Origin of the sequence: Lactobacillus sp. B4015 (genome assembly GCF_026536055.1) — a bacterium.
Taxonomy (GTDB): Bacteria; Bacillota; Bacilli; order Lactobacillales; family Lactobacillaceae; genus Lactobacillus; species Lactobacillus panisapium.
On record NZ_JAFNOY010000001.1, the window covers coordinates 21,920 to 40,689 of the forward strand.

An 18,770-nucleotide genomic window follows, 5' to 3' on the forward strand; every position below is an offset into this window, starting at 1 on the left:
CAAATTTTAAATAAATTGAGGAGGATAAAAATGAAGTACATTACAACACAAAATATTAACCAAAAGCAATTAATTAATTTGTATAACAGCGTTGGTTGGACCGCATACACCAAAAACCCAACTGAGCTAGAGGCAGCGATTAACAACTCGCTACTAACCATTGCAGCAATTAATGAAAACAAACTTGTCGGACTAATTCGCGTTGTTGGTGATGGTGTCTCAATTATCTACATCCAAGATTTGCTTGTTCAGCCATCATACCAAAAACAAGGTATTGGCACACACTTAGTCAAGTTGGTTCTTACTAAGTTTCAAGCAGTTCGGCAAAAAGTACTCTTGACTATTGACGAACCAGAAACACGCTTTTTCTATGAAAAATGTGGTTTTAGATCGTGCGATCAAGGGCAGCTAGTTGCTTTTTATCAAGAATTTTAAACTAAAAAGGGTTGACCATTTATGGTCAGCCCTTTTAATTTAACATACTGTCAGCATACGGCAATTCTAATGACGGATCAGCATTTAAAGTCAAGTCTGCAAATTGATGATCTTGGTATAAGTTGTAAGCTGCAGCACCGATCATCGCCGCATTATCACCGCAGAGCTTTAAGTCCGGCAAGATTACTTTCGGCTTGATGTTATGAGGTAAATTAGCAATTTCTTCCTCCATCCGCTCCCGCAATCCTCGATTCGCTGCAACACCGCCACCCATTATAAAGGTACGTGGCTGATACTGTTTAATTGCTCGGATGGTTTTATGTGCCAAAACATCAACAACGGCAGCCTGAAAACTTGCGGCTAAATCAAATTTATTTAATTCTTGGTGAATTTGGTCAGCATGGTGACAAGTGTTGATAAAGGCACTCTTTAAACCGGAAAAAGAAAAATCATAATCATCATCTTCCATCATTGCACGGGGAAAATGAAAAGTGTCATTACCCTGGTGAGCCCATTCATCAATCGTTTTACCAGCTGGATAATTCACGCCTAAAACACGGCCAATTTTATCATAAGCCTCACCGGCAGCATCATCACGGGTATCACCAACAATTTCAAAATGAGTCGGATCTTTCAATAAGACGATTTCAGTATGACCACCAGAAACTTGCAGTGCAAGCGCTGGGTATTCAATCTCAGCAGTTAACTGTGCCGCCATAATATGCCCCATTATATGATCAACACCAATCAAAGGAATGCCCGTTGCCATTGAGGCCGCTTTTGCTGCGCTAACACCAATAAGTAGCGCACCAACTAGTCCTGGACCATAAGTGACAGCAATCGCATCAATATCATTCCAAGTTGCATTTGCTTTTTGCAACGCTTCTTTCGTAATCTGGCTGATTACTTCAATGTGATGGCGACTCGCAACTTCGGGAACCACCCCGCCGAAACGTTGGTGACTCTTAATCTGAGTAGCCACAATTAAACTTTCCACTTCACGGCCATTTTTAACCACTGAAGTCGAAGTTTCATCACATGAACTTTCATAAGCTAAAATACGGATATCTTTTTTACTGTCCAAAACTAATCACTTTCTTTATCATCAGGTGCCAAAGTATGCACCATGTTTAACCCATCTTTATGTAAATCTTGGTAATAATTTGGTCTAACAAAATTAACGGTAAAGCCAAGACCTTGATACAACTTTTTAGCCACTTCGTTATCAATCCGAACTTCTAAAGAAATCGAATGACATCTTAATTTGCGAGCATAATCAATCATTAATTGCATCAAATAAGTACCTAGACCCTTTTTCTGCCAGGCGGGATCAACAGCAAGATTGGTTATATGTGCTTCAACCAAATTTAGCCTCATCCCAATGACCGCAATCAGTGCCGTCTTATGGTAGACGACTAAATATAAAGAGTCCTTTTTTTGCAATTCAAGTTGAAAAATTTCAGCTGCCCACGGCGTACGACCTTCGTAAGTTTTAGTCTCTAAAAAAAGAAGGTTGGCAATATCACTTTCTTTAGCACGCATTACCTGCAAAACATGTTTATCTAGTGTAAACATAAACGGTCTAAATGTAGGTTGAACCAATTTATTGCCTACGCGAGAAAAATGGCAAAATTGCTTAAACCTCTTCCACATAGTTACTGTCTGCTTCAAACGGCTTGCCAGTTTTCTTATGCCAATCTACTTCGGCTTGCGTACGCCGCAAATACCTTGGTAGCAACTGATCTGGCTCAACAGGCTGCTCATCAATTGCCAATTTGCCGATAACTCCTGCATGGATTACATTTTGCTCATCAGTACCAAAACTAACCGGTAAATCTAACTTATTGATAGCTTCTTCTTGCTTTTCAAAGCCCGTCCCGACAAAGACCACCTTTTCCAGTTTATGAGCTAGAGCATAATCCTTAACGGCTTTTAGTAATTTATCAATATGATAGTGACCGTCTTCGATAATATTAACTAATTGACCATTTTCTCTTAAATAAGCCCCTGCAAAAAAATTGTCATTTCGGGCATCAATACCTGCTACAATCAACGTATCTGTGTCTTGACAATTTACCGCTAAAGCCTTCATAGTTGATACACCAACTGCTTGTTTGGCCAAAATGCTGGCAAACATCTTAATTGTTGTAACCCCAATCCGTAATCCTGTATAAGAGCCTGGTCCAATTGCCACTGCAAAGCGGTCAATGTCTTTGAGCTTAAGGTGATTCTCGGTTAAAATTTCAGCAATTAACGGATCAAGGTGTTCACTATGATTTCGCTTATCGTGTTCACTTTTTTCAACCATCACAGTAGTATCTTCATTTAAAGCTACACTTAACTGATTAGTTGCTGTTGATACACTTAAAATTTTCATTTCAGATCATTTATCCCTTTCTCAAAACTACCTTCTAATTTTAACACGAGAAAGAGCCCGTAAAACAAAGTAGGTAATAATCATTTCCAGCCAAGGTGCAATTGCTTCTTTAGGAACTCGCTGAATCAAAGCCACTTTAAAGTCCATGCCATACAAAAAATGCAACCATAAAGTATTCATCCCTAAGTTAACTATTACCGTTACCAGCAATGTCGCGAAAATAATCCGCCAGATTTTTACCGGTTTTTTATACAGAATTAAACCGTAAATAAGCGGGCCAACCATAGCACTTAAAGTGAAGCCAATAAAAAAGCCCCCCTGGTTAGCAAATAAGGCCGATGAAACTAAATCGCTAATTCCGCCACCGACTGCACCCCAAACGGGACCAAACATATAACCTAATAAAACACTACCAATAAAGCCCAAACCAATATGAACAATTGTTGTACCAATCGTGAACCGACTTAGCACAATTTTAATGGCAACAACAAATCCCAAAAGGACTAGATCACGCAATTCGACCTTAAACATTTCCTTTGTAGTCATTTGCAGCACTTTCTTTCATTAATAAACTTGGTAATAGTATACCATTATCTCATTATAACTTGCGCCAAGCTAGTTCACAAACGGCTTTATCCTTTTTATCTTCATCGGCAATTGTGTGGTAAGACTTAATCTCATCATCAGTTTCAACCAGCTTTACGCAGGCAAACGGCTTTTGACCGTAACGAACTTCAAGATTAAACTTAATGTCAATTGCACTGACTACATGATTTTTGAGAAAATCACGATCAAGCGTGTCAATAAACCAGTTAAAGTAATGACCGTTAGTCAAATGATGATTAGTATCTAGGTCATCATAACGAACACGGTACTGTCTCTTAATTGGATAATCTTCTTGCAACCGAATCCGCGGAAAACGGGGTAGTTTCTTTAATAATGGAACCCCAATTTTAGCCATCATTTCCTTGTCTGTCGAAACTAGCTTCCGCTTAGCTAAGTCAAATAAGACCCATTCACTCTGAGCAGTGATCAATTCATTACCTTCTTGATCACTGAACGAATAATCACGATATTCCAAAAAACGATTATAGCCAACCGGATCAGTTGATAAGGTAATGTTTTCATTTGGTTTCGGCCAGCGCTTGATATCAATATGATATTGGGTAACTACCCATCCGAGTCCACGTTTATTCAACTCTTCAGTACTACCCGCACCATTATCCAATTGATGCTCGGACACGCTCATCATTAGATCAATCATTGCGGGTATTTTTAAATGCTGATTTTCATCACATTCATAAAAATTTACTTGATGTTGTTCACTATACTTCATTTTTTGCATCCCCATTATTTCTGATGATAACGATCATATAATTCATTTTTAGAAACTTGGTTTGCCTGCGCAACTTCTTTAATGGCAGATTTTTTGCTTTCTCCCTGATCAACACGCTCATCAACGAGTTCAATTAATTCAGGCCAAGACAATTGCTCAGTTTCCTCAGTATTGGGCGAAACCAAAATAACGAATTCTCCTCGTGGCTGGTTTTCAGAAAAATATTGACTTACCTCTTGAACAGTTCCCCGAATAAATTCTTCGTGAATTTTAGTCAGCTCTCTGGCAGCAACAATTTCACGTTCTGGTGCAAAAACAGTTGCCATATTACTTAAAGTTTTAACTAATCGGTGCGGTGCTTCATAAAAAATAGAGGTGCCATGAGCTTGTTCCATTTGAACAAAATACGGTTTTTGTTCTCCAGCTTTTCGCGGTAAAAAACCATAATAAGTAAAAGGCTGCGCGTCAAAACCGGAAGCAATCAGTGCAGTTGTGAAAGCCGAAGCCCCCGGTAACGGGACAACTGGGATATCATTTTTAATACATTCCTGAACCAATACGAATCCGGGATCTGAAATAACCGGCATTCCGGCATCACTAATCTCAGCGATGATGGCCCCATCCTGCATTAATTTAACTAACTCCGGAGCGCGCTCTTTGGAATTATATTTATGAAACGACAGCATATGATTATGGACACCGATTTTTTCTAACAGAATACCACTAGTTCTAGTATCCTCAGCCGCAATATAATCTGCTTCTTGCAGAATTCTTTTTGCCCTGATTGTAATATCTTCCAAATTACCAATCGGAGTCGGTACTAAATAAAGTTTCCCCTCATTTTGAGCATAACTACTTTGCCGCTGCATTATATCATTACCTTAATGTGCTTTCTTTTTTTCGCCAAAATTATCAAGAATATCCAAACAAAACATGCAATCCGAACTTGGATCACGGTGTGAGCCGTAATACATATTGCAAATATGATAGCCCGAATTATATATTTTGCGTAAAGACTCAAGACCGCTCTGCGTTTTGATTGCGTTATTATGTGCGTTATTCATCTTATCCATTTTTTCACGTAATAACTGATTTTCAACTTTCAGCTCTGTATTTTCTTTGAGCGTTTCTAAAATACTGTTTTCTAAGCTCTCGATTGTCTTGGTCATACTGACCATTGAATCATGGAGCTGCTCTAACTTTGAATAAGAATCTACCATAAAAACACCTACCTTTTCCATTGCAGAGCAAGATAATCAAGCAGATTGCGAAAACCAACATTGCTATAGCGCATCTTGTCAACTTCCAGTAAATGCTTCAACATTCTTGCCCCCGCCTGCTGGCTACCATTATTTAAATCCTGTTGAGCCATTTTTTTTAACAAAAGCAAGAGATAATTTTGCTCCGCTTTCCCCTTAGCTAAATCAGCGAGCTTGTGCGCGCTAACAAGTGCTAAAGAATTATATTCAAGCATTTCTTGGTAAAAATACTTACCTGCTTTATCCAAGTTGGTTGTATCACCTAATTCAGCAATTTCTTCCTGGTTAAAGCCATTTGCTAATAAAGCCGCCGTCCTGCCATCAGCTTTTTGCCCAGCAGAAAAATTAATAATCTGTGTTCGTGACCGCACGGTCGGTAATATTTGATCTGCATTATTAGTAATCAGAATTGTTACCACCGGTGCAATGGGCTCTTCTAGCAAATTAAGCAGAGCATTAGCAGCAGATAGCGTTAATTTTTGTGCATCATTAATTATGAAAAAGCGGACGCTGCTTTGCACGGGACTTTTGGCTAATTCTTCTTTTAAAACACGAATCTGATCAATCCCTAGGCTTTGTTTGCCCTCAGTTGTAACTAATAAGACGTCAGGATTATTGCCAGAAATAATTTGCTGGCAATTTTGACACGAACCATCTGGCTTATTTTCACCAGTACAATTAAATAGACAGGCTAGCCAATATGCTGTATTTAGAGCCTGCAATTCGTTAGCATCGACAAATAGGTAGCTATGCGCTAATTTTTTTTGTTCGAATGCATGCCGTAAAAATTCGGCCTGCTTAACGCCTCTTTGTGAAATATCAATTTTCATTAAAACTGTTTAAACTCTTCCACTGATAGCACAAAACAGGTTGCTCCCCCAACGGTAATCTTAACGGGCTGACTGCTGACATCAAAGCCAGTCATTGCCAAGTTAGGGTTTAAGTATTCCTCACGCCCCTGTGATTCGCCCTTAATAATTCGCATTACTTTTTTGACAAATTTATCTTCAATTCCAATTAAAAAGGTAGTATTTCCTTCACTTAAGAATCCACCAGTGGTTGCTAATTTCGTTGCACGAATACTTTCTTTGGCAAAAGCGTGCTGCAAACGGTTAGCATCTTCTTTTTGAACAATCGCAATTATCAACTTCATTTTAAATCAGTCCTTTAGCAATTCTCTTGGTATACAATTTTCAATAATTCTAACACATGCTTTTACCACATCATTAACCGGTTGATTGGCATCCACGACTTTGATCCGGTCAGGATAGCTCTGATTAATTTCTTGGTAACCCTGGTAAACTTTTTGATGAAAAGCTAGTTTTTCTTGCTCCAAACGGTCTTCTTGACCAGCTCGCTCTTTAGAAATCCGCGCTAACCCGACTTGAGGCTTAACATCCAAAAAGATGGTCAAATTGGGTTCAATCCCGTTAGTAGCAAACTCATTAATCTGCTTCACGGCCGCAATCCCTAGGTCTCTGCCTGCCCCTTGGTAGGCCAAAGAACTATCGACAAAGCGATCAGAAAAGATGACTTTACCAGCCTTTAAAGCAGGAATAATAGTTTCCTTCATATGTTGGCTTCGCGAAGCAGCATACAATAATGCTTCAGTTTTTGCACTCATTTTTTCATTAGCAGGATCTAAAATAAACTGCCGAATTTTTTCAGCGATTACTGAACCACCTGGTTCACGAGTCACTAGATATTGTGTTTTCAATTGTGGTGCAATTTGGGCAACCACTTGTTCTAAAACTGTGCTTTTACCGGACCCGTCTGGCCCTTCGAAACTAATAAAATAACTCTTCATAAAACTCTCCATGAGTCTATTTTACAAGAGTTCGTCCTATATGAACACCCCAACGTACTTTTTCTTTTTAGTGAAAATAAAAAAGCCCTTAAATAAGAGCTTTTTATTCTGAAATTGCATTGGTAAAACCACTAAATCTTGTATGTCGGTGACGGGCTTCTTGATACAAAAAAGCATATTTGGCTAACAAAATTTCATTTGCAATAATATTTTCTTCTGACATGTCGAGCGTGGTAGAATTAAGATTTTTTTCAATTGCAATCTCTTCTTGCAATTTTTCAATCGTTTCTGTTAGCCACTCATCGCCCATTTTTTTAACTTGATTGTGCGCCATTAGATCGAAGTTCTCCCTTGCACTGCACGTTTTAACGTAATTGAATTTGCGTATTCAATATCACTACCCACAGCAAGTCCCGCAGCTAAACGGGTTACCTTAATTCCAGCAGGCTTAATCAACTTGCTGATATACATTGCCGTTGATTCACCTTCCGGAGTAGAATTCAATGCCAAAATTACTTCTTTCACTTTATCCTGTTTTTGTAAACGAACAATTAGTGACTTAATGTTAATTTCTTCTGGACCAATGCCATCCATTGGTGACAAAACACCGTGCAGAACATGATATAAGCCACTGTACTCGCCCATTTCTTCAAAGGCCATGACGTCTTTGGGCTGCTCAACAACCATAATAGTTGATTGTTCACGACTTGGATTACTACAAATTACGCAGGGATCCTGTTCAGTAATATTACCGCAAATAGAGCAGCGGTGAAGCTTTTCTTTTACCTCATTAAGAGCAGTACTAAAATCATGAACATCTGTGTCTGGCATATCCAAAGTGTAGAAAGCCAAACGTGTAGCCGTTTTTTCACCAATACCAGGTAATTTCATATATGAATCAATTAAGTGCGCAATTGGTGCTGGATATTGCAATTAAATCATACCCTTCGTATATTTACCTAAACTTGCTTGAGTTGCTTGATCAATTTCTGACAAACCTTTATTAACCGCATCAATAATTAAATCTTGCAACATATCTGGGTCATCAGGATCAATTGCTTCTTTATTAATATCGATTCCCTTGAGTTTACGATCTCCGCTGAATGTGGCAACAACTAAATCATCGGCAGACTTGCCAACAAATTCTTGCGCAGTGATATTTTCTTGCTCTTGCGCCATTTGCTCCTGCAACTTTTTAGCCTGCTTCATCATCTGTTGCATATTCATGCCGCCCATTCCACCAAAATTAGGTCTTTTACTCATTGTTTTCTCCTCTTTATTCTAATCCTTTACGTTTACTGTATCACCAAATAGGTCTTTCGCTTTCTTAACAACCTCGTTTTCCTTGTCGTCTGCTGGTTTGTCAGCACTAGAGTCCTGTTTACGCTTTAACATTTCTTCACGGTGTGTTTGCAAAAATTCTTTGCGAACCGTAAACCAATCGCTATCTGGTACCAAAACAATTTGGTAGTCACGCTTGGTAAATTTAGCAATCTGATCCGTCAGTATACCTAATAAATCCTCATCAGAACTGGCTTTTTCAAACCACAAAGCATATTTACACTTCATTACAACCTGATCGGAACTGGCAGCAACTGGTTCTAAAACGTCTAGCAGTGCCCGTTGCGAAACAGCTAAAACTGACTGCAAGTCAGGCCAAACATCTTTAATTGCCTGCAAATCCTTCTTGGTGGCATTTTCAAGCACATGATAAACCTGTTTACGATTTTGTTCATCAGCATGCTTATTATTTCTGACTTTCTTAGGTTTCTTTTTAGTTTTAGCAGTTTCTTGCGTAGCTTTAGCAATCTTGCCACCAGAAACTGCGTTATCAAGATGAAAAATCCGGTCACTATTACTTGTTTGTTTTTTACCTAAACGAGTAACCTTTTCCGTTAAACTAACGATTTGCTTCTTTAAAGCCGTAACTTCGGCCTGTAAGTCAGAACCGTTTTTAGCTTGCTTATTATCATTAGATGCTGAAGCCGGTTCAGTTTCCTGAATAGTTGGCACACTTAATTGCTGGCTATCCGTACTTTCAACCAAAAAGACCTCTAACGGAATCTGCTGCTGGTTAGTATACCGCAAATCATTCAAAGCGGTATTGGCAGAAGCAATTAATTGGAAGTAACGCTGATCAGGCACGTCCTTAATTTTAGCAATAAAATCTTCTGTTAGAAAATTGCTTTGATTGTCACTGCCAGCTTTAACGATCATTAAAGCTGCCGTTGCCATATCAATTAATTCATCCAAAATATTTTTTGAACTAGCGCCATTTTTAAGCTCCGCCTGCGCCAAAGTTAAGGCTTGGCCAGCGTCTCTATCCAAAATCGCCAATAATATTTGCTCAATTTTTTCTTTGGCCGCAAAGCCAGTTATTTCAAGCGCAGCATCGTATTCGACCTTATCTTTTTCATAACTTAACAGTTGATCAAGGATGCTTAACGCATCACGCATTCCGCCATCGGCAACTTGCGCAATGACCGCAATCGCCTTGTCGTCATAGCTGATTTTTTCTTGATCTAGAATATACTTCATTCGCTTCTCAAGGTCAGTCTGCGAAATACGTTTAAAATTATAACGTTGTGTTCGCGAAATAATCGTCGCTGGCACCTTTTGCAATTCGGTAGTTGCCAAGATAAAGACCACATGCTCTGGCGGTTCTTCAAGCGTCTTCAGTAAAGCGTTAAAGGCACCCATCGAGAGCATATGTACCTCGTCAATAATGTAAACTTTGTATTTACCCTGCGTGGGTGCATATTTGACCTTATCACGAATCTCCCGGATCTCATCGACACCATTATTAGAAGCAGCATCAATTTCCATAATATCTGACATTGCACCCTTATCGGCAGCAAGACAATTTGCGCACTGATTGCATGGTTCGCCATCCTGCAAGTTGGTGCAGTTTAAGGCCTTGGCAAAAATTTTAGCACAAGATGTCTTACCGGTACCACGCGGACCTGCAAAAAGAAAAGCATGAGAAATAGTGCCGCGCTTAATCGCATTTTTTAAAGTATTGGTAATATCTTCCTGGCCGACAACACTGTCAAAAGTGCGCGGCCGCCATTTGCGGTATAACGCTTGATAAGCCATTAATATTTCTTTCCTAGTAAAAAACTCTTAACTCTTCGAAAGAGTTAAGAGTTTGTAAATGTCTAATAAAAGGCACATGCCTGAGCGACCTTAGTGCTGCTACCTTCCGGTCCTGACACGCTTCAGAGGTCAAACATTGCCCAATAGATATACTAACTTATTTTGCAAAATTTTTCCACTAATTTGCGGAATCTTTTCCGATTTCCTGCTCATTTTTTAAAGCTTTTTTGGCTAATTTTTGTTTACGACGAATTGCCCGGAAAAAATCCTTTAATATTTGACTAGCTTCTTCGCGGTACAAGCCGCGAATAACCTGGGGATGATGATTAAATTTACTGACGCTAAACAAGTCAACCACACTGCCTGCCGCACCAGCTTTGGGATCCAAGGTGCCAAAGTAGACGTTTTTTATTCTGGAATTGATAATTGCTCCAGCACACATTGGGCACGGTTCGAGCGTGACAAACAAGCTACAATCGATTAATCGCCAAGTATTTAGCTCAGTGCATCCCTGTCTAATTGCCATCATTTCGGCATGTTGCGTAGCATCTTGATCGAGTTCGCGCCGATTATACCCTCTACCAATAACTCGACCATCTGGATCCACCAAAATTGCACCAATCGGAACTTCACCTTTTTCTTGCGCTTTATTCGCCTGCTCAAAGGCTAATTGCATGTACTTTTTCTTTTCTTCACTCGAAAAAGACATTAATTATTCACCGCCTGCAAAATATAGTAACCCTTGTCCCGGTCTAAGATAGTGCAATTGCCAAAAGTGGCTTTTAAAAGCTTACGTGCGCTTGGCTCACCCTGCTTTTTTTGGATGACAACAAGAATTTTGCCATCTTTAACCAGGTGATTTTTAGCACCCGATAAGATACTGGTAACAACACTTTTACCAGCACGAATTGGTGGATTAGTCACAATTAGCCCAAATTTTTTGTCATCTGCTATCTTCTCATAAACATTAGACTGATAAATTGCCACATTGCTTATTTGATTCATGGTGGCATTTCTCTTTGCTAGCGCCAAACCGCGCTCATTGACATCGGTCATCTCCACGGTTTGCTCTGGCCAAAATTTCGCAGCAAAAAGGCCCAAAGGACCATAACCTGCTCCGACATCTAAAATTCCTTTGGCGGGAAAAGAAACTTGGGCCATCTGCTTAATTAAAACGCCTGAACCATAGTCAACCCGCATTTTTGAAAAAACACCTGCATCAGTTGTGAATTTTAGGTCTATTCCAGCAACATGATAGTCAACTACGTGTTCATCATGCTCCGTAGTTGGATTAGCCGCATAATACATTTGATTTTTTTGCTCAGTCATAATTTTCTCGTTTCCTAAAACAGTCTGTTCTAGATAATTTTAGCGAACACAACGCTTTTTGCAAACAGGTTTACTTGATCAATAATAAAAAAACTAGTTGACTTATGGTTCTACGCCTAAGCAAACTAGCTAATTTTTAATTTTTTTCATGAACACTAACGGTTTTAGTTATTGGGAAAACCCGTTTAGCATAGTAATACCGTTTAAAGTTAGCTGGCCAAACCGTTACCCCAGCTCCTGGCCAAGAATGAAGAACTTTATTTTTACCAAGGTAAATCCCGATATGATAGCAAGCTGGCTTTGGCCGACCATAGAAAATCAAATCTCCGCGTTTTAAGTGCTTTAAACTCACTGTTTGCAAAGTCTTGCTTTTAACGAAGGAACGGCAACCCCATTCATGTGTTGCATGCCACCGTGGATTAGCTGGCGACGGATCAATTCCGGTTGCGTACATGCATTGCATAACCAATCCAGAGCAATCAACGGAAGTACCTGGCTGTTTAGTCGTGAAATTAACCCACGCAGTTTTCGCCTTCTTATACTGATATCCGCGCTTAATAAATGCCTTTACGTAATCCTCTCTAGTTGAAGCATAATTGAGGCTTTTATCAAGGGGACTTGAGTAAAAGCCTTTAATGTGGAGATCTTTCATATGCAATTGGCGATATTTAGCTGGAATTTGATAACGGCGAACTGTCAAAATCGTAATTTTATCACTTGTCGCTGCAGTTGCATCATTTGTTGCAGGAGCATATAAACGCCAAGTTGTCTTCAATTTACGATACCAGTTAGAAGGAAAAGTTAACTTAAAACTACCGGTTTCATCAGTTGTAAAAGTTTGGCAATTAACGTATTTTTTGCCGTTCCACTTTTGTAAATAAACCGTTCTTTTTTCTGGTGTATTTAGCATAACCTGATCAGTGATGTTGTCACCCGCAGTCCATTTATACTTAGTTGCTAACTGCTTAAACTCAGTCTCTTTGTTAGTTTCCTGATTATTGTTTGACTGCGTTGCGGACGGCTGATTATTGGCATTTTCAATATCCGCCGCCATCACAGTACTTGTAGTCATGTTTGCTACTAAAAAAATGGCGGCTAGGCTGGCAAAAATACGTCTTTTATTTTTCATTTTTTCCTCTTTTTATTTCATTACTCTAACATTTTCCAAAACCTATCATATCATAAATTAAGTATTTATAAGCTATGGTTTTAATAACTTAATGCCCGATAACCATCACCACGCCAATGTTTAATAAAATTACTTGTATTAATTGATGCTTTTTTTCCAGTCCATGGATCATTGTAATAAAGTCGTTTCTTATAATATCCAGTTAACGTTAATGCGTGATTGGAAAAACCATCAATGCCACTAACCCAAACGACGACTAAATGTGAGCGCAAAAGCTTATTCTTTATTGCTGTTAAACTTGTCCCAGTCATTACTTTTGCCGTTCCAAGATATTTTTTAACAACTCCTTTAATACCATTAGGCGCTACCCAATATCCTGCTGGATATTTTTTATATGGTGAGCCGATAAACCCTTTATTTGGATTACTGCTTCTCGGTGTTAAATTGGCAACTTCAGTTTTCGAAACAGGAACACCTGCAAAATTAAGCATCATTGTTACAGCCGTCATTTCACATCCAGTTGGTAATTGTGGTCTCTGCGATATCGCAGCTGCCTTGTTTTTTACACCAATAATTTTGCCGTTTTTAATCAAATATTGGGTTTTAGGTGTTGCAATAGACGTCTCGCTTCTTTTGCCATCATCTAAATAATAACTGTAACTTGCTTTATGTGGTGTCTTTCTTACACCACTCAACCGCTGACCGTTTTTATCGAACAAATAATATGAATTACCGATTTTAATTTGTCCAGTTACCTTTTTGCCATCTTGATAATAAGATGTTGCACCATTTTCCGTTACCCAGCCTTCTAAAGTTTTAGATGACTTTGAACTTAAATTAGCTTGGTTTTTTTGCGTTTTATTAGCAACTACTTGCGTTTTTGGCGCCTGAGGCTCATTTGTTGCGGCAATTACAGAGTTAGCCGTACTAAACTCAAACGTCGTAATTGCTGTTAATAATAGTAACCAAAATCCTTTTTTCATTTGTTTACGCTTTCTATTTATCTAAATTACTTACATTATAAAGTATGACCAATAGAAATTGTAGCTATGTAAATAAAAAACGTAATTTTGCCTGTTACTCAAATTGATTTATTTGCTCTATTATTTATAGTTATTTATAAACATTAGTTAAACACTTTTAAATAAATACCGTTTAAGGAGAAATATTAGGATGAAAACAACTATTGATGATATACATATATACATAAATATAGATTTATTACTTCACATCATTTTACTTGTACTAATTGTGCTAGTTCTTATTTTTTATCGGCTTTATTATTGATCATAATACAACCTATGATAACAACAAATTATTTAAAAAAATTAAAAAAAGGACTGGTGCTAATACAATTGGAGGTGGACAAGAATATTACCTTAGATACTGGGTATGGCAAAGAAAAAAGAGAAAAGCAATAATCAATCTGCTATCTTCAATGACAAGAGACCAATTTTATTATCCTGATAAAGCTTGGCGAAAGACTTGATTAGTTAAGTTACCAAATAGAAGAGAATGTTGGATTAATGCATCTGATTTACGTCCAGACTATTTTCCAGACTATTTTAATAATAATTATTAATACAAAAAACGCGCATCTGCAATTCGCAGATACGCGTCTTTTTTAGCTTGTCCAGTTGGACCGTAACTATTTCAAGGTTACAGTAGCGCCAACTTCTTCAAGCTTAGATTTAATGTCGTTAGCTTCGTCTTCAGAAACGCCTTCCTTAACGTTCTTAGGAGCGCCATCAACAAGATCTTTTGAGTCCTTAAGGCCAAGTCCAGTGATGTCACGGACAACCTTAATAACCTTAACCTTTTCTTGACCAGCTTCAGTCAATTCTACATCGTAGCTTGACTTAGCAGCTGCGTCACCACCAGCAGCACCTGCAGCAGCAACTGGAGCAGCAGCAGAAACGCCAAATTCGTCTTCAATAGCCTTTACAAGGTCATTTAATTCAAGAATTGAAGCATTCTTTAAGTCTTCAATAATCTTTTCAGTATCTAAAGCCATATTTATATATCCTCCGAAATATTTTTATTAGATATAAATTACTATATTTTATTCAGCAGATTCATCTTTTGAATCAGCAACAGCTTTAACAGCGTATGCGACGTTGCGTACAGGAGCTTGTAATACAGAAACAAGCATTGATAGCAAGCCTTCGCGTCCAGGAATAGCAGCAAGAGACTTAATGTCTTCTTTAGAAGTCAACTTGCCTTCTAGCATACCACCCTTAATGTCGATTACATCAAAATCATCTTCATATTTTGAAACAATACGAGCTGGTTCTGTGATGTCATCAGCATTATCAGTATAAACAACAGCAGTAGGGCCAACAAAAGCGTCATCAAGACCTTCAATGCCAGCCTTAGCAGCAGCACGTCTTAAGTATGTGTTCTTAACAACCTTCATCTTAACGTCGTTTTCACGAAGTTCCTTACGCATGTTAGTAACTTCTTCAACAGTCAAACCAAGGTAATTAATTACTAAGATAGCTTTTGCAGATTTAAGTTCTTCAGCAAATGCGTCAACAAACTTTTCTTTTTCAGCAATAGCAGCTTTACTCAATCGAATTCACCTCCATAAAATTCATTAATAAATTCCATAAGGCCTTAAAAAACTCCATGCCAAGCAAGACATGGAGCATTAGAATCTTCATTATCTTCCGGCCTCGGCGGGAAATTAAGGCGTTGTGCCACCCGAGTCTTAGGTAGAATTTACTTTAATAACTATAACAGGATTAATATTTAATTGCAATACAATTATTTATTTTTAGTCTTGCTATTTTTCTTAGTCGTTTCTTTAGCCTTAGCAGTTTTTGCCTTTTTTTTCACTTGTGTTTTTTTCTTATCAGCACTAATTAATTCAAAAAGTTCACCGGATGATTTGTAAATTACCCAACTTGCTAAGTTGACAATGTGATCGCTAATCCGCTCTAACAATCTAATAATGACAAAGTAACTGGCTGAGGCAACGGCAACATTTGGATCTTGCTCAACACCATCAATAATCATTTGCCGGGCTTTGCGGTAATCTTGGTAAACATCTTCATGTCCATTAAGCATTGACCGAGCAGTCTTTTCATCATCTTGAACATAGGCGGTCAAAACTTGAATTAACATTGTCCGAACTTGATGAGTCATGCCAGAAATGAGTTTTTCAACTTCGGAAATTCGCGGGTTTCCTTTAACGCGAACAGTTTCAACCGCAATGCTATTGGCATTTTCACCGATTCTTTCCAAATCAGTTGTAGCCTTTAAAATACTAATTACAACCCGAAAATCTGTAGCAACAGGTTGTTGCAATGCCATTAAGTCGAGTGCTTTTTTCTCAATCTTAATTGCTTCTTTGGCTACAACCTTATCTTCTTCAATCATTTCCTGCGCCATCTTTTTATCGTGATCGACGAATGACCGGGTTCCCTGATCAATTAAATCATTAACTTGGACACCCATTTCCATAAATTGCGTGTTTAGCTTTTTCAGTTCGTCTAAAAATATTTCGTGCATAATCCACCTCCATAATTAGCCAAAACGGCCGTTAAGATAATTACTAGTTATTTCCTTTTCTGGGGCCAGGAACATTTGCTCAGTTGTACCAGATTCAATCAATTCACCATTCATTAAAAAAGCAACTTGATCAGATACCCGACTGGCTTGCTGCAAATTGTGCGTAACCATGATAAAGGTATATTTTTTCTTTAACCCCATCAAGGTTTCCTCAATTTCTGAGCTGGAAATTGGGTCTAGTGCCGAAGTAGGCTCATCGAGTAAAACCACTTCTGGTCTTACCGCTAAAGCGCGCGCAATACAGATTCGCTGCTGCTGTCCACCAGAAAATGCAAGAGCATTTCGTTGCAAGCTATCTTTGGTTTCCTCCCAAATGGCTGCTTGTTTCAAGCTTTCTTCTACTCGCTGTTCAATCAGCTCTTTGTCTTTGACGCCAGCGACACGCAAGCCATAAGCAACATTATCAAACACCGAAAACGGAAACGGTGTTGGTTGTTGAAAAACCATGCCTACTTTTTTTCTTAAAGCCACTAAATCCAAATGAGTTCGATAAATATCTTGCCCTTCCAGCAAAATTTTGCCAGTGATCTTAATATTTTCAATATCATCATTCATCCGGTTCAAGCACCGTAAAAAAGTTGACTTACCACAACCCGATGGGCCTATCAGTGCCGTCAGTTTCTTAGTTGGAAAAGCAAGCGTAATTCCGTGCAATGCTTCAAAATCGCCGTAACTTAATTTAACGTTCTCGGCTTCCATGATATTTGTCATTTTACCGCTCCTTTAGCCAAAACTACCCTGAATATACTTCTCAGTGATCTCGCCTTGCGGATTAGTGAAAATGTTAGTAGTCGTATCGTATTCCAGTGCATGTCCCAAATGGAAAAACGCGGTATACTCACTAATTCTAGAAGCTTGCTGCATATTATGCGTAACCATCACCATTGTGTATTTTTTCCGCAACTGCTTTAACGTATCTTCAAGCTTAGCAGTTGAGACCGGATCAAGCGCACTTGCTGGCTCATCTAAAAGCAAAATTTCTGGTTTTAACGCAATTGCACGGGCGATACAAAGTCGCTGCTGCTGTCCACCTGACAAAGCTAAGGCACTTTTATCCAATTTGTCTTTAACTTCGTCCCATAAAGCAGCAGCCCGCAAACTTTCTTCAACTATCTGGTCTAACTTTTGCTTGTCCTGTTGGCCATTTGCTTTTAACGCGTAAACAATATTCTCCCGGATTGATTTTGGGAATGGATTTGGTTTTTGGAAAACCATCCCGATTGCCTTACGTAATTCATAAACATTAATCTTTTTCTGGTTAACATCAAGATCATGAAACATAATCTTGCCGTCTACCCGAGCAACCCGGTCATTCATCCGGTTCAGAGAACGTAAAAATGTTGATTTACCAGAGCCCGAGGCACCAATTAAAGCAGTAATGGTATTTTTCTTAAATCCAAGACTAACATCAAACAACTTTTGAATTGTACCGCCATAAAAGACACTTAAGTCCTCTGTGTACACGGCACAATCTTCTTCAGGAAAAGTCTTAATGTAAGTCTTTTGCGTTTGCCAATTTTCCATAAAAAATTCCCTTATTTAATTTTAGCGGCCGTTAACCGATTATAGAGCCAATTACCAAGAGCCCGTGCGCCAAAATTAAAAATAATTACAACAATTACGAGCAAAGCTGAGGTAGCGGCTGAAACAACATTAACGTCGGGAATAATTCCTTCCGTATTAACTTTCCAAATATGAACAGCCAGAGTTTCAGCAGGACGCATTACATTTAAAAAGCTAGTTGGACTGAACATATTCCAATTAGAATAATCAACCGTTGAGCCACTTTGACCTGCCGTATAAATTAGGGCAGCCGCTTCACCGAAGACACGACCAGCACTAAGAATTACACCAGTAATGATCCCTGGAAGAGCAGCAGGTAGAACAACTCCACGAATTGTTTTCCAATTAGACAACCCCAGTGCCCAGCCAGCTTCACGCTGCGTTTGTGGCACACCTTTTATGGCTTCTTCAATGTTGCTAGTTAAAATAGGTAAATTGAAAAAAGTTAGTGCTAAGGCCCCAGCAATAATCGAAAAGCCTAAGCCGAATTGAACTACAAACAGTAAATAACCAAATAACCCAACAACGATTGAAGGCAGTGAGCTCAAGATTTCAATTGTTGTTCTGATTAGTTGCGTTAACCAGTTATCAGCTGCATATTCGGCCAGGTAAATTGCTGCTCCCAAAGCAATGGGAAGAGAAATTATTAGCGTCAGCAATAACAAATAAAGTGAATTAAATAATTGGTCTCTAATCCCACCGCCTGCTTCAAACGATGAAGAAACGGAAGTTAAAAAGTGCCACGATAGGTGCGGAACACCAGAAATTAAAATATTTCCGATAATACCGGCCAAAAGCAAGATTACGATGCCTACTAAAAAGTAAATTACACAAGTAGCAATCCGATCATTTCTTTTTGAATTCAT

The 18,770-nt window shown here is 38.6% G+C and carries 25 protein-coding genes, 1 other RNA gene and 1 other annotated feature; of the genes, 1 reads left to right on the top strand and 25 read right to left on the bottom strand.

Annotated features, from left to right (window positions below; genetic code table 11):
* Positions 1–30 precede the first annotated feature (30 nt).
* Positions 31–435, top strand: coding sequence for a GNAT family N-acetyltransferase (locus J3U71_RS00095; RefSeq protein ID WP_267392262.1), 405 nt, complete (start codon positions 31–33; stop codon positions 433–435).
* A gap of 34 nt (positions 436–469) precedes the next feature.
* Here the strand turns inward: J3U71_RS00095 and tsaD are convergent, their stop codons facing one another.
* The 25 genes from tsaD to pstA form a co-directional block, all read right to left on the bottom strand.
* Positions 470–1,519 carry a tRNA (adenosine(37)-N6)-threonylcarbamoyltransferase complex transferase subunit TsaD gene (tsaD, locus tag J3U71_RS00100; protein ID WP_220219988.1) on the bottom strand — a complete coding sequence of 350 codons (1,050 nt, stop codon included), beginning with the start codon at positions 1,517–1,519 and terminating at the stop codon, positions 470–472.
* A 2-nt stretch (positions 1,520–1,521) separates the two neighbouring features.
* Complete coding sequence (gene rimI / locus J3U71_RS00105; RefSeq protein ID WP_267392264.1) at positions 1,522–2,037, bottom strand: ribosomal protein S18-alanine N-acetyltransferase; 516 nt, start codon at positions 2,035–2,037, stop codon at positions 1,522–1,524.
* Positions 2,038–2,071: 34 nt separating this feature from the next.
* A complete protein-coding gene (gene tsaB / locus J3U71_RS00110) occupies positions 2,072–2,812 on the bottom strand; it encodes a tRNA (adenosine(37)-N6)-threonylcarbamoyltransferase complex dimerization subunit type 1 TsaB (protein ID WP_267392265.1) in 741 nt (246 codons plus the stop codon).
* Positions 2,813–2,839: 27 nt separating this feature from the next.
* Complete coding sequence (locus tag J3U71_RS00115; protein WP_267392267.1) at positions 2,840–3,358, bottom strand: folate family ECF transporter S component; 519 nt, start codon at positions 3,356–3,358, stop codon at positions 2,840–2,842.
* Between the two features lie 52 nt (positions 3,359–3,410).
* Positions 3,411–4,148: an acyl-[acyl-carrier-protein] thioesterase gene (locus tag J3U71_RS00120; RefSeq protein ID WP_267392269.1), complete on the bottom strand. Its 738-nt coding sequence runs from the start codon at positions 4,146–4,148 to the stop codon at positions 3,411–3,413.
* Between the two features lie 14 nt (positions 4,149–4,162).
* Positions 4,163–5,017, bottom strand: coding sequence for a 16S rRNA (cytidine(1402)-2'-O)-methyltransferase (gene rsmI, locus J3U71_RS00125; protein ID WP_267392271.1), 855 nt, complete (start codon positions 5,015–5,017; stop codon positions 4,163–4,165).
* A gap of 12 nt (positions 5,018–5,029) precedes the next feature.
* Positions 5,030–5,368, bottom strand: coding sequence for a DNA replication initiation control protein YabA (gene yabA / locus J3U71_RS00130; protein WP_103752472.1), 339 nt, complete (start codon positions 5,366–5,368; stop codon positions 5,030–5,032).
* A gap of 8 nt (positions 5,369–5,376) precedes the next feature.
* On the bottom strand, positions 5,377–6,237 hold the full coding sequence (locus J3U71_RS00135) for a DNA polymerase III subunit delta (RefSeq protein ID WP_220232181.1): 861 nt from the start codon (positions 6,235–6,237) through the stop codon (positions 5,377–5,379).
* Entirely contained in the window at positions 6,237–6,560 is a 324-nt protein-coding gene (locus J3U71_RS00140; protein ID WP_103752470.1) for a cyclic-di-AMP receptor, read from the bottom strand. The genes J3U71_RS00135 and J3U71_RS00140 overlap by 1 nt, the downstream gene beginning before the upstream one ends.
* A 6-nt stretch (positions 6,561–6,566) precedes the next feature.
* On the bottom strand, positions 6,567–7,214 hold the full coding sequence (tmk, locus tag J3U71_RS00145) for a dTMP kinase (protein WP_103752469.1): 648 nt from the start codon (positions 7,212–7,214) through the stop codon (positions 6,567–6,569).
* A 103-nt stretch (positions 7,215–7,317) separates the two neighbouring features.
* On the bottom strand, positions 7,318–7,548 hold the full coding sequence (locus J3U71_RS00150; protein WP_103752468.1) for a YaaL family protein: 231 nt from the start codon (positions 7,546–7,548) through the stop codon (positions 7,318–7,320).
* A complete protein-coding gene (gene recR / locus J3U71_RS00155) occupies positions 7,548–8,147 on the bottom strand; it encodes a recombination mediator RecR (protein ID WP_103752467.1) in 600 nt (199 codons plus the stop codon). Before recR ends, J3U71_RS00150 begins: the two co-directional genes overlap by 1 nt.
* Positions 8,148–8,477, bottom strand: a complete 330-nt coding sequence (locus J3U71_RS00160; protein ID WP_103752466.1) for a YbaB/EbfC family nucleoid-associated protein — start codon at positions 8,475–8,477, stop codon at positions 8,148–8,150.
* Between the two features lie 18 nt (positions 8,478–8,495).
* Entirely contained in the window at positions 8,496–10,310 is a 1,815-nt protein-coding gene (gene dnaX, locus J3U71_RS00165; protein WP_267392273.1) for a DNA polymerase III subunit gamma/tau, read from the bottom strand.
* Positions 10,311–10,363: 53 nt separating this feature from the next.
* An RNA gene (gene ffs / locus J3U71_RS00170) (signal recognition particle sRNA small type) lies at positions 10,364–10,463 on the bottom strand.
* 25 nt (positions 10,464–10,488) lie between these two features.
* Positions 10,489–11,019, bottom strand: coding sequence for a tRNA adenosine(34) deaminase TadA (gene tadA / locus J3U71_RS00175; RefSeq protein ID WP_267392274.1), 531 nt, complete (start codon positions 11,017–11,019; stop codon positions 10,489–10,491).
* Positions 11,019–11,639, bottom strand: coding sequence for a class I SAM-dependent methyltransferase (locus tag J3U71_RS00180; RefSeq protein ID WP_267392275.1), 621 nt, complete (start codon positions 11,637–11,639; stop codon positions 11,019–11,021). Before J3U71_RS00180 ends, tadA begins: the two co-directional genes overlap by 1 nt.
* 136 nt (positions 11,640–11,775) lie before the next feature.
* Positions 11,776–12,768, bottom strand: coding sequence for a C40 family peptidase (locus J3U71_RS00185; RefSeq protein ID WP_267392276.1), 993 nt, complete (start codon positions 12,766–12,768; stop codon positions 11,776–11,778).
* An 80-nt stretch (positions 12,769–12,848) separates the two neighbouring features.
* Positions 12,849–13,751, bottom strand: a complete 903-nt coding sequence (locus J3U71_RS00190) for a C39 family peptidase (protein WP_267392277.1) — start codon at positions 13,749–13,751, stop codon at positions 12,849–12,851.
* A 665-nt stretch (positions 13,752–14,416) separates the two neighbouring features.
* Positions 14,417–14,782: a 50S ribosomal protein L7/L12 gene (rplL, locus tag J3U71_RS00195; protein ID WP_220268316.1), complete on the bottom strand. Its 366-nt coding sequence runs from the start codon at positions 14,780–14,782 to the stop codon at positions 14,417–14,419.
* 48 nt (positions 14,783–14,830) lie between these two features.
* Positions 14,831–15,340: a 50S ribosomal protein L10 gene (gene rplJ, locus J3U71_RS00200; protein ID WP_103752458.1), complete on the bottom strand. Its 510-nt coding sequence runs from the start codon at positions 15,338–15,340 to the stop codon at positions 14,831–14,833.
* A gap of 36 nt (positions 15,341–15,376) precedes the next feature.
* Positions 15,377–15,501: a sequence feature (ribosomal protein L10 leader region), on the bottom strand.
* Positions 15,502–15,534: 33 nt separating this feature from the next.
* On the bottom strand, positions 15,535–16,281 hold the full coding sequence (gene phoU / locus J3U71_RS00205; protein WP_267392280.1) for a phosphate signaling complex protein PhoU: 747 nt from the start codon (positions 16,279–16,281) through the stop codon (positions 15,535–15,537).
* Between the two features lie 15 nt (positions 16,282–16,296).
* Positions 16,297–17,052 carry a phosphate ABC transporter ATP-binding protein PstB gene (gene pstB, locus J3U71_RS00210; protein ID WP_103752456.1) on the bottom strand — a complete coding sequence of 252 codons (756 nt, stop codon included), beginning with the start codon at positions 17,050–17,052 and terminating at the stop codon, positions 16,297–16,299.
* A 12-nt stretch (positions 17,053–17,064) separates the two neighbouring features.
* Entirely contained in the window at positions 17,065–17,865 is an 801-nt protein-coding gene (gene pstB, locus J3U71_RS00215) for a phosphate ABC transporter ATP-binding protein PstB (protein WP_103752455.1), read from the bottom strand.
* 11 nt (positions 17,866–17,876) lie between these two features.
* Positions 17,877–18,770 carry a phosphate ABC transporter permease PstA gene (gene pstA, locus J3U71_RS00220; protein ID WP_103752454.1) on the bottom strand — a complete coding sequence of 298 codons (894 nt, stop codon included), beginning with the start codon at positions 18,768–18,770 and terminating at the stop codon, positions 17,877–17,879.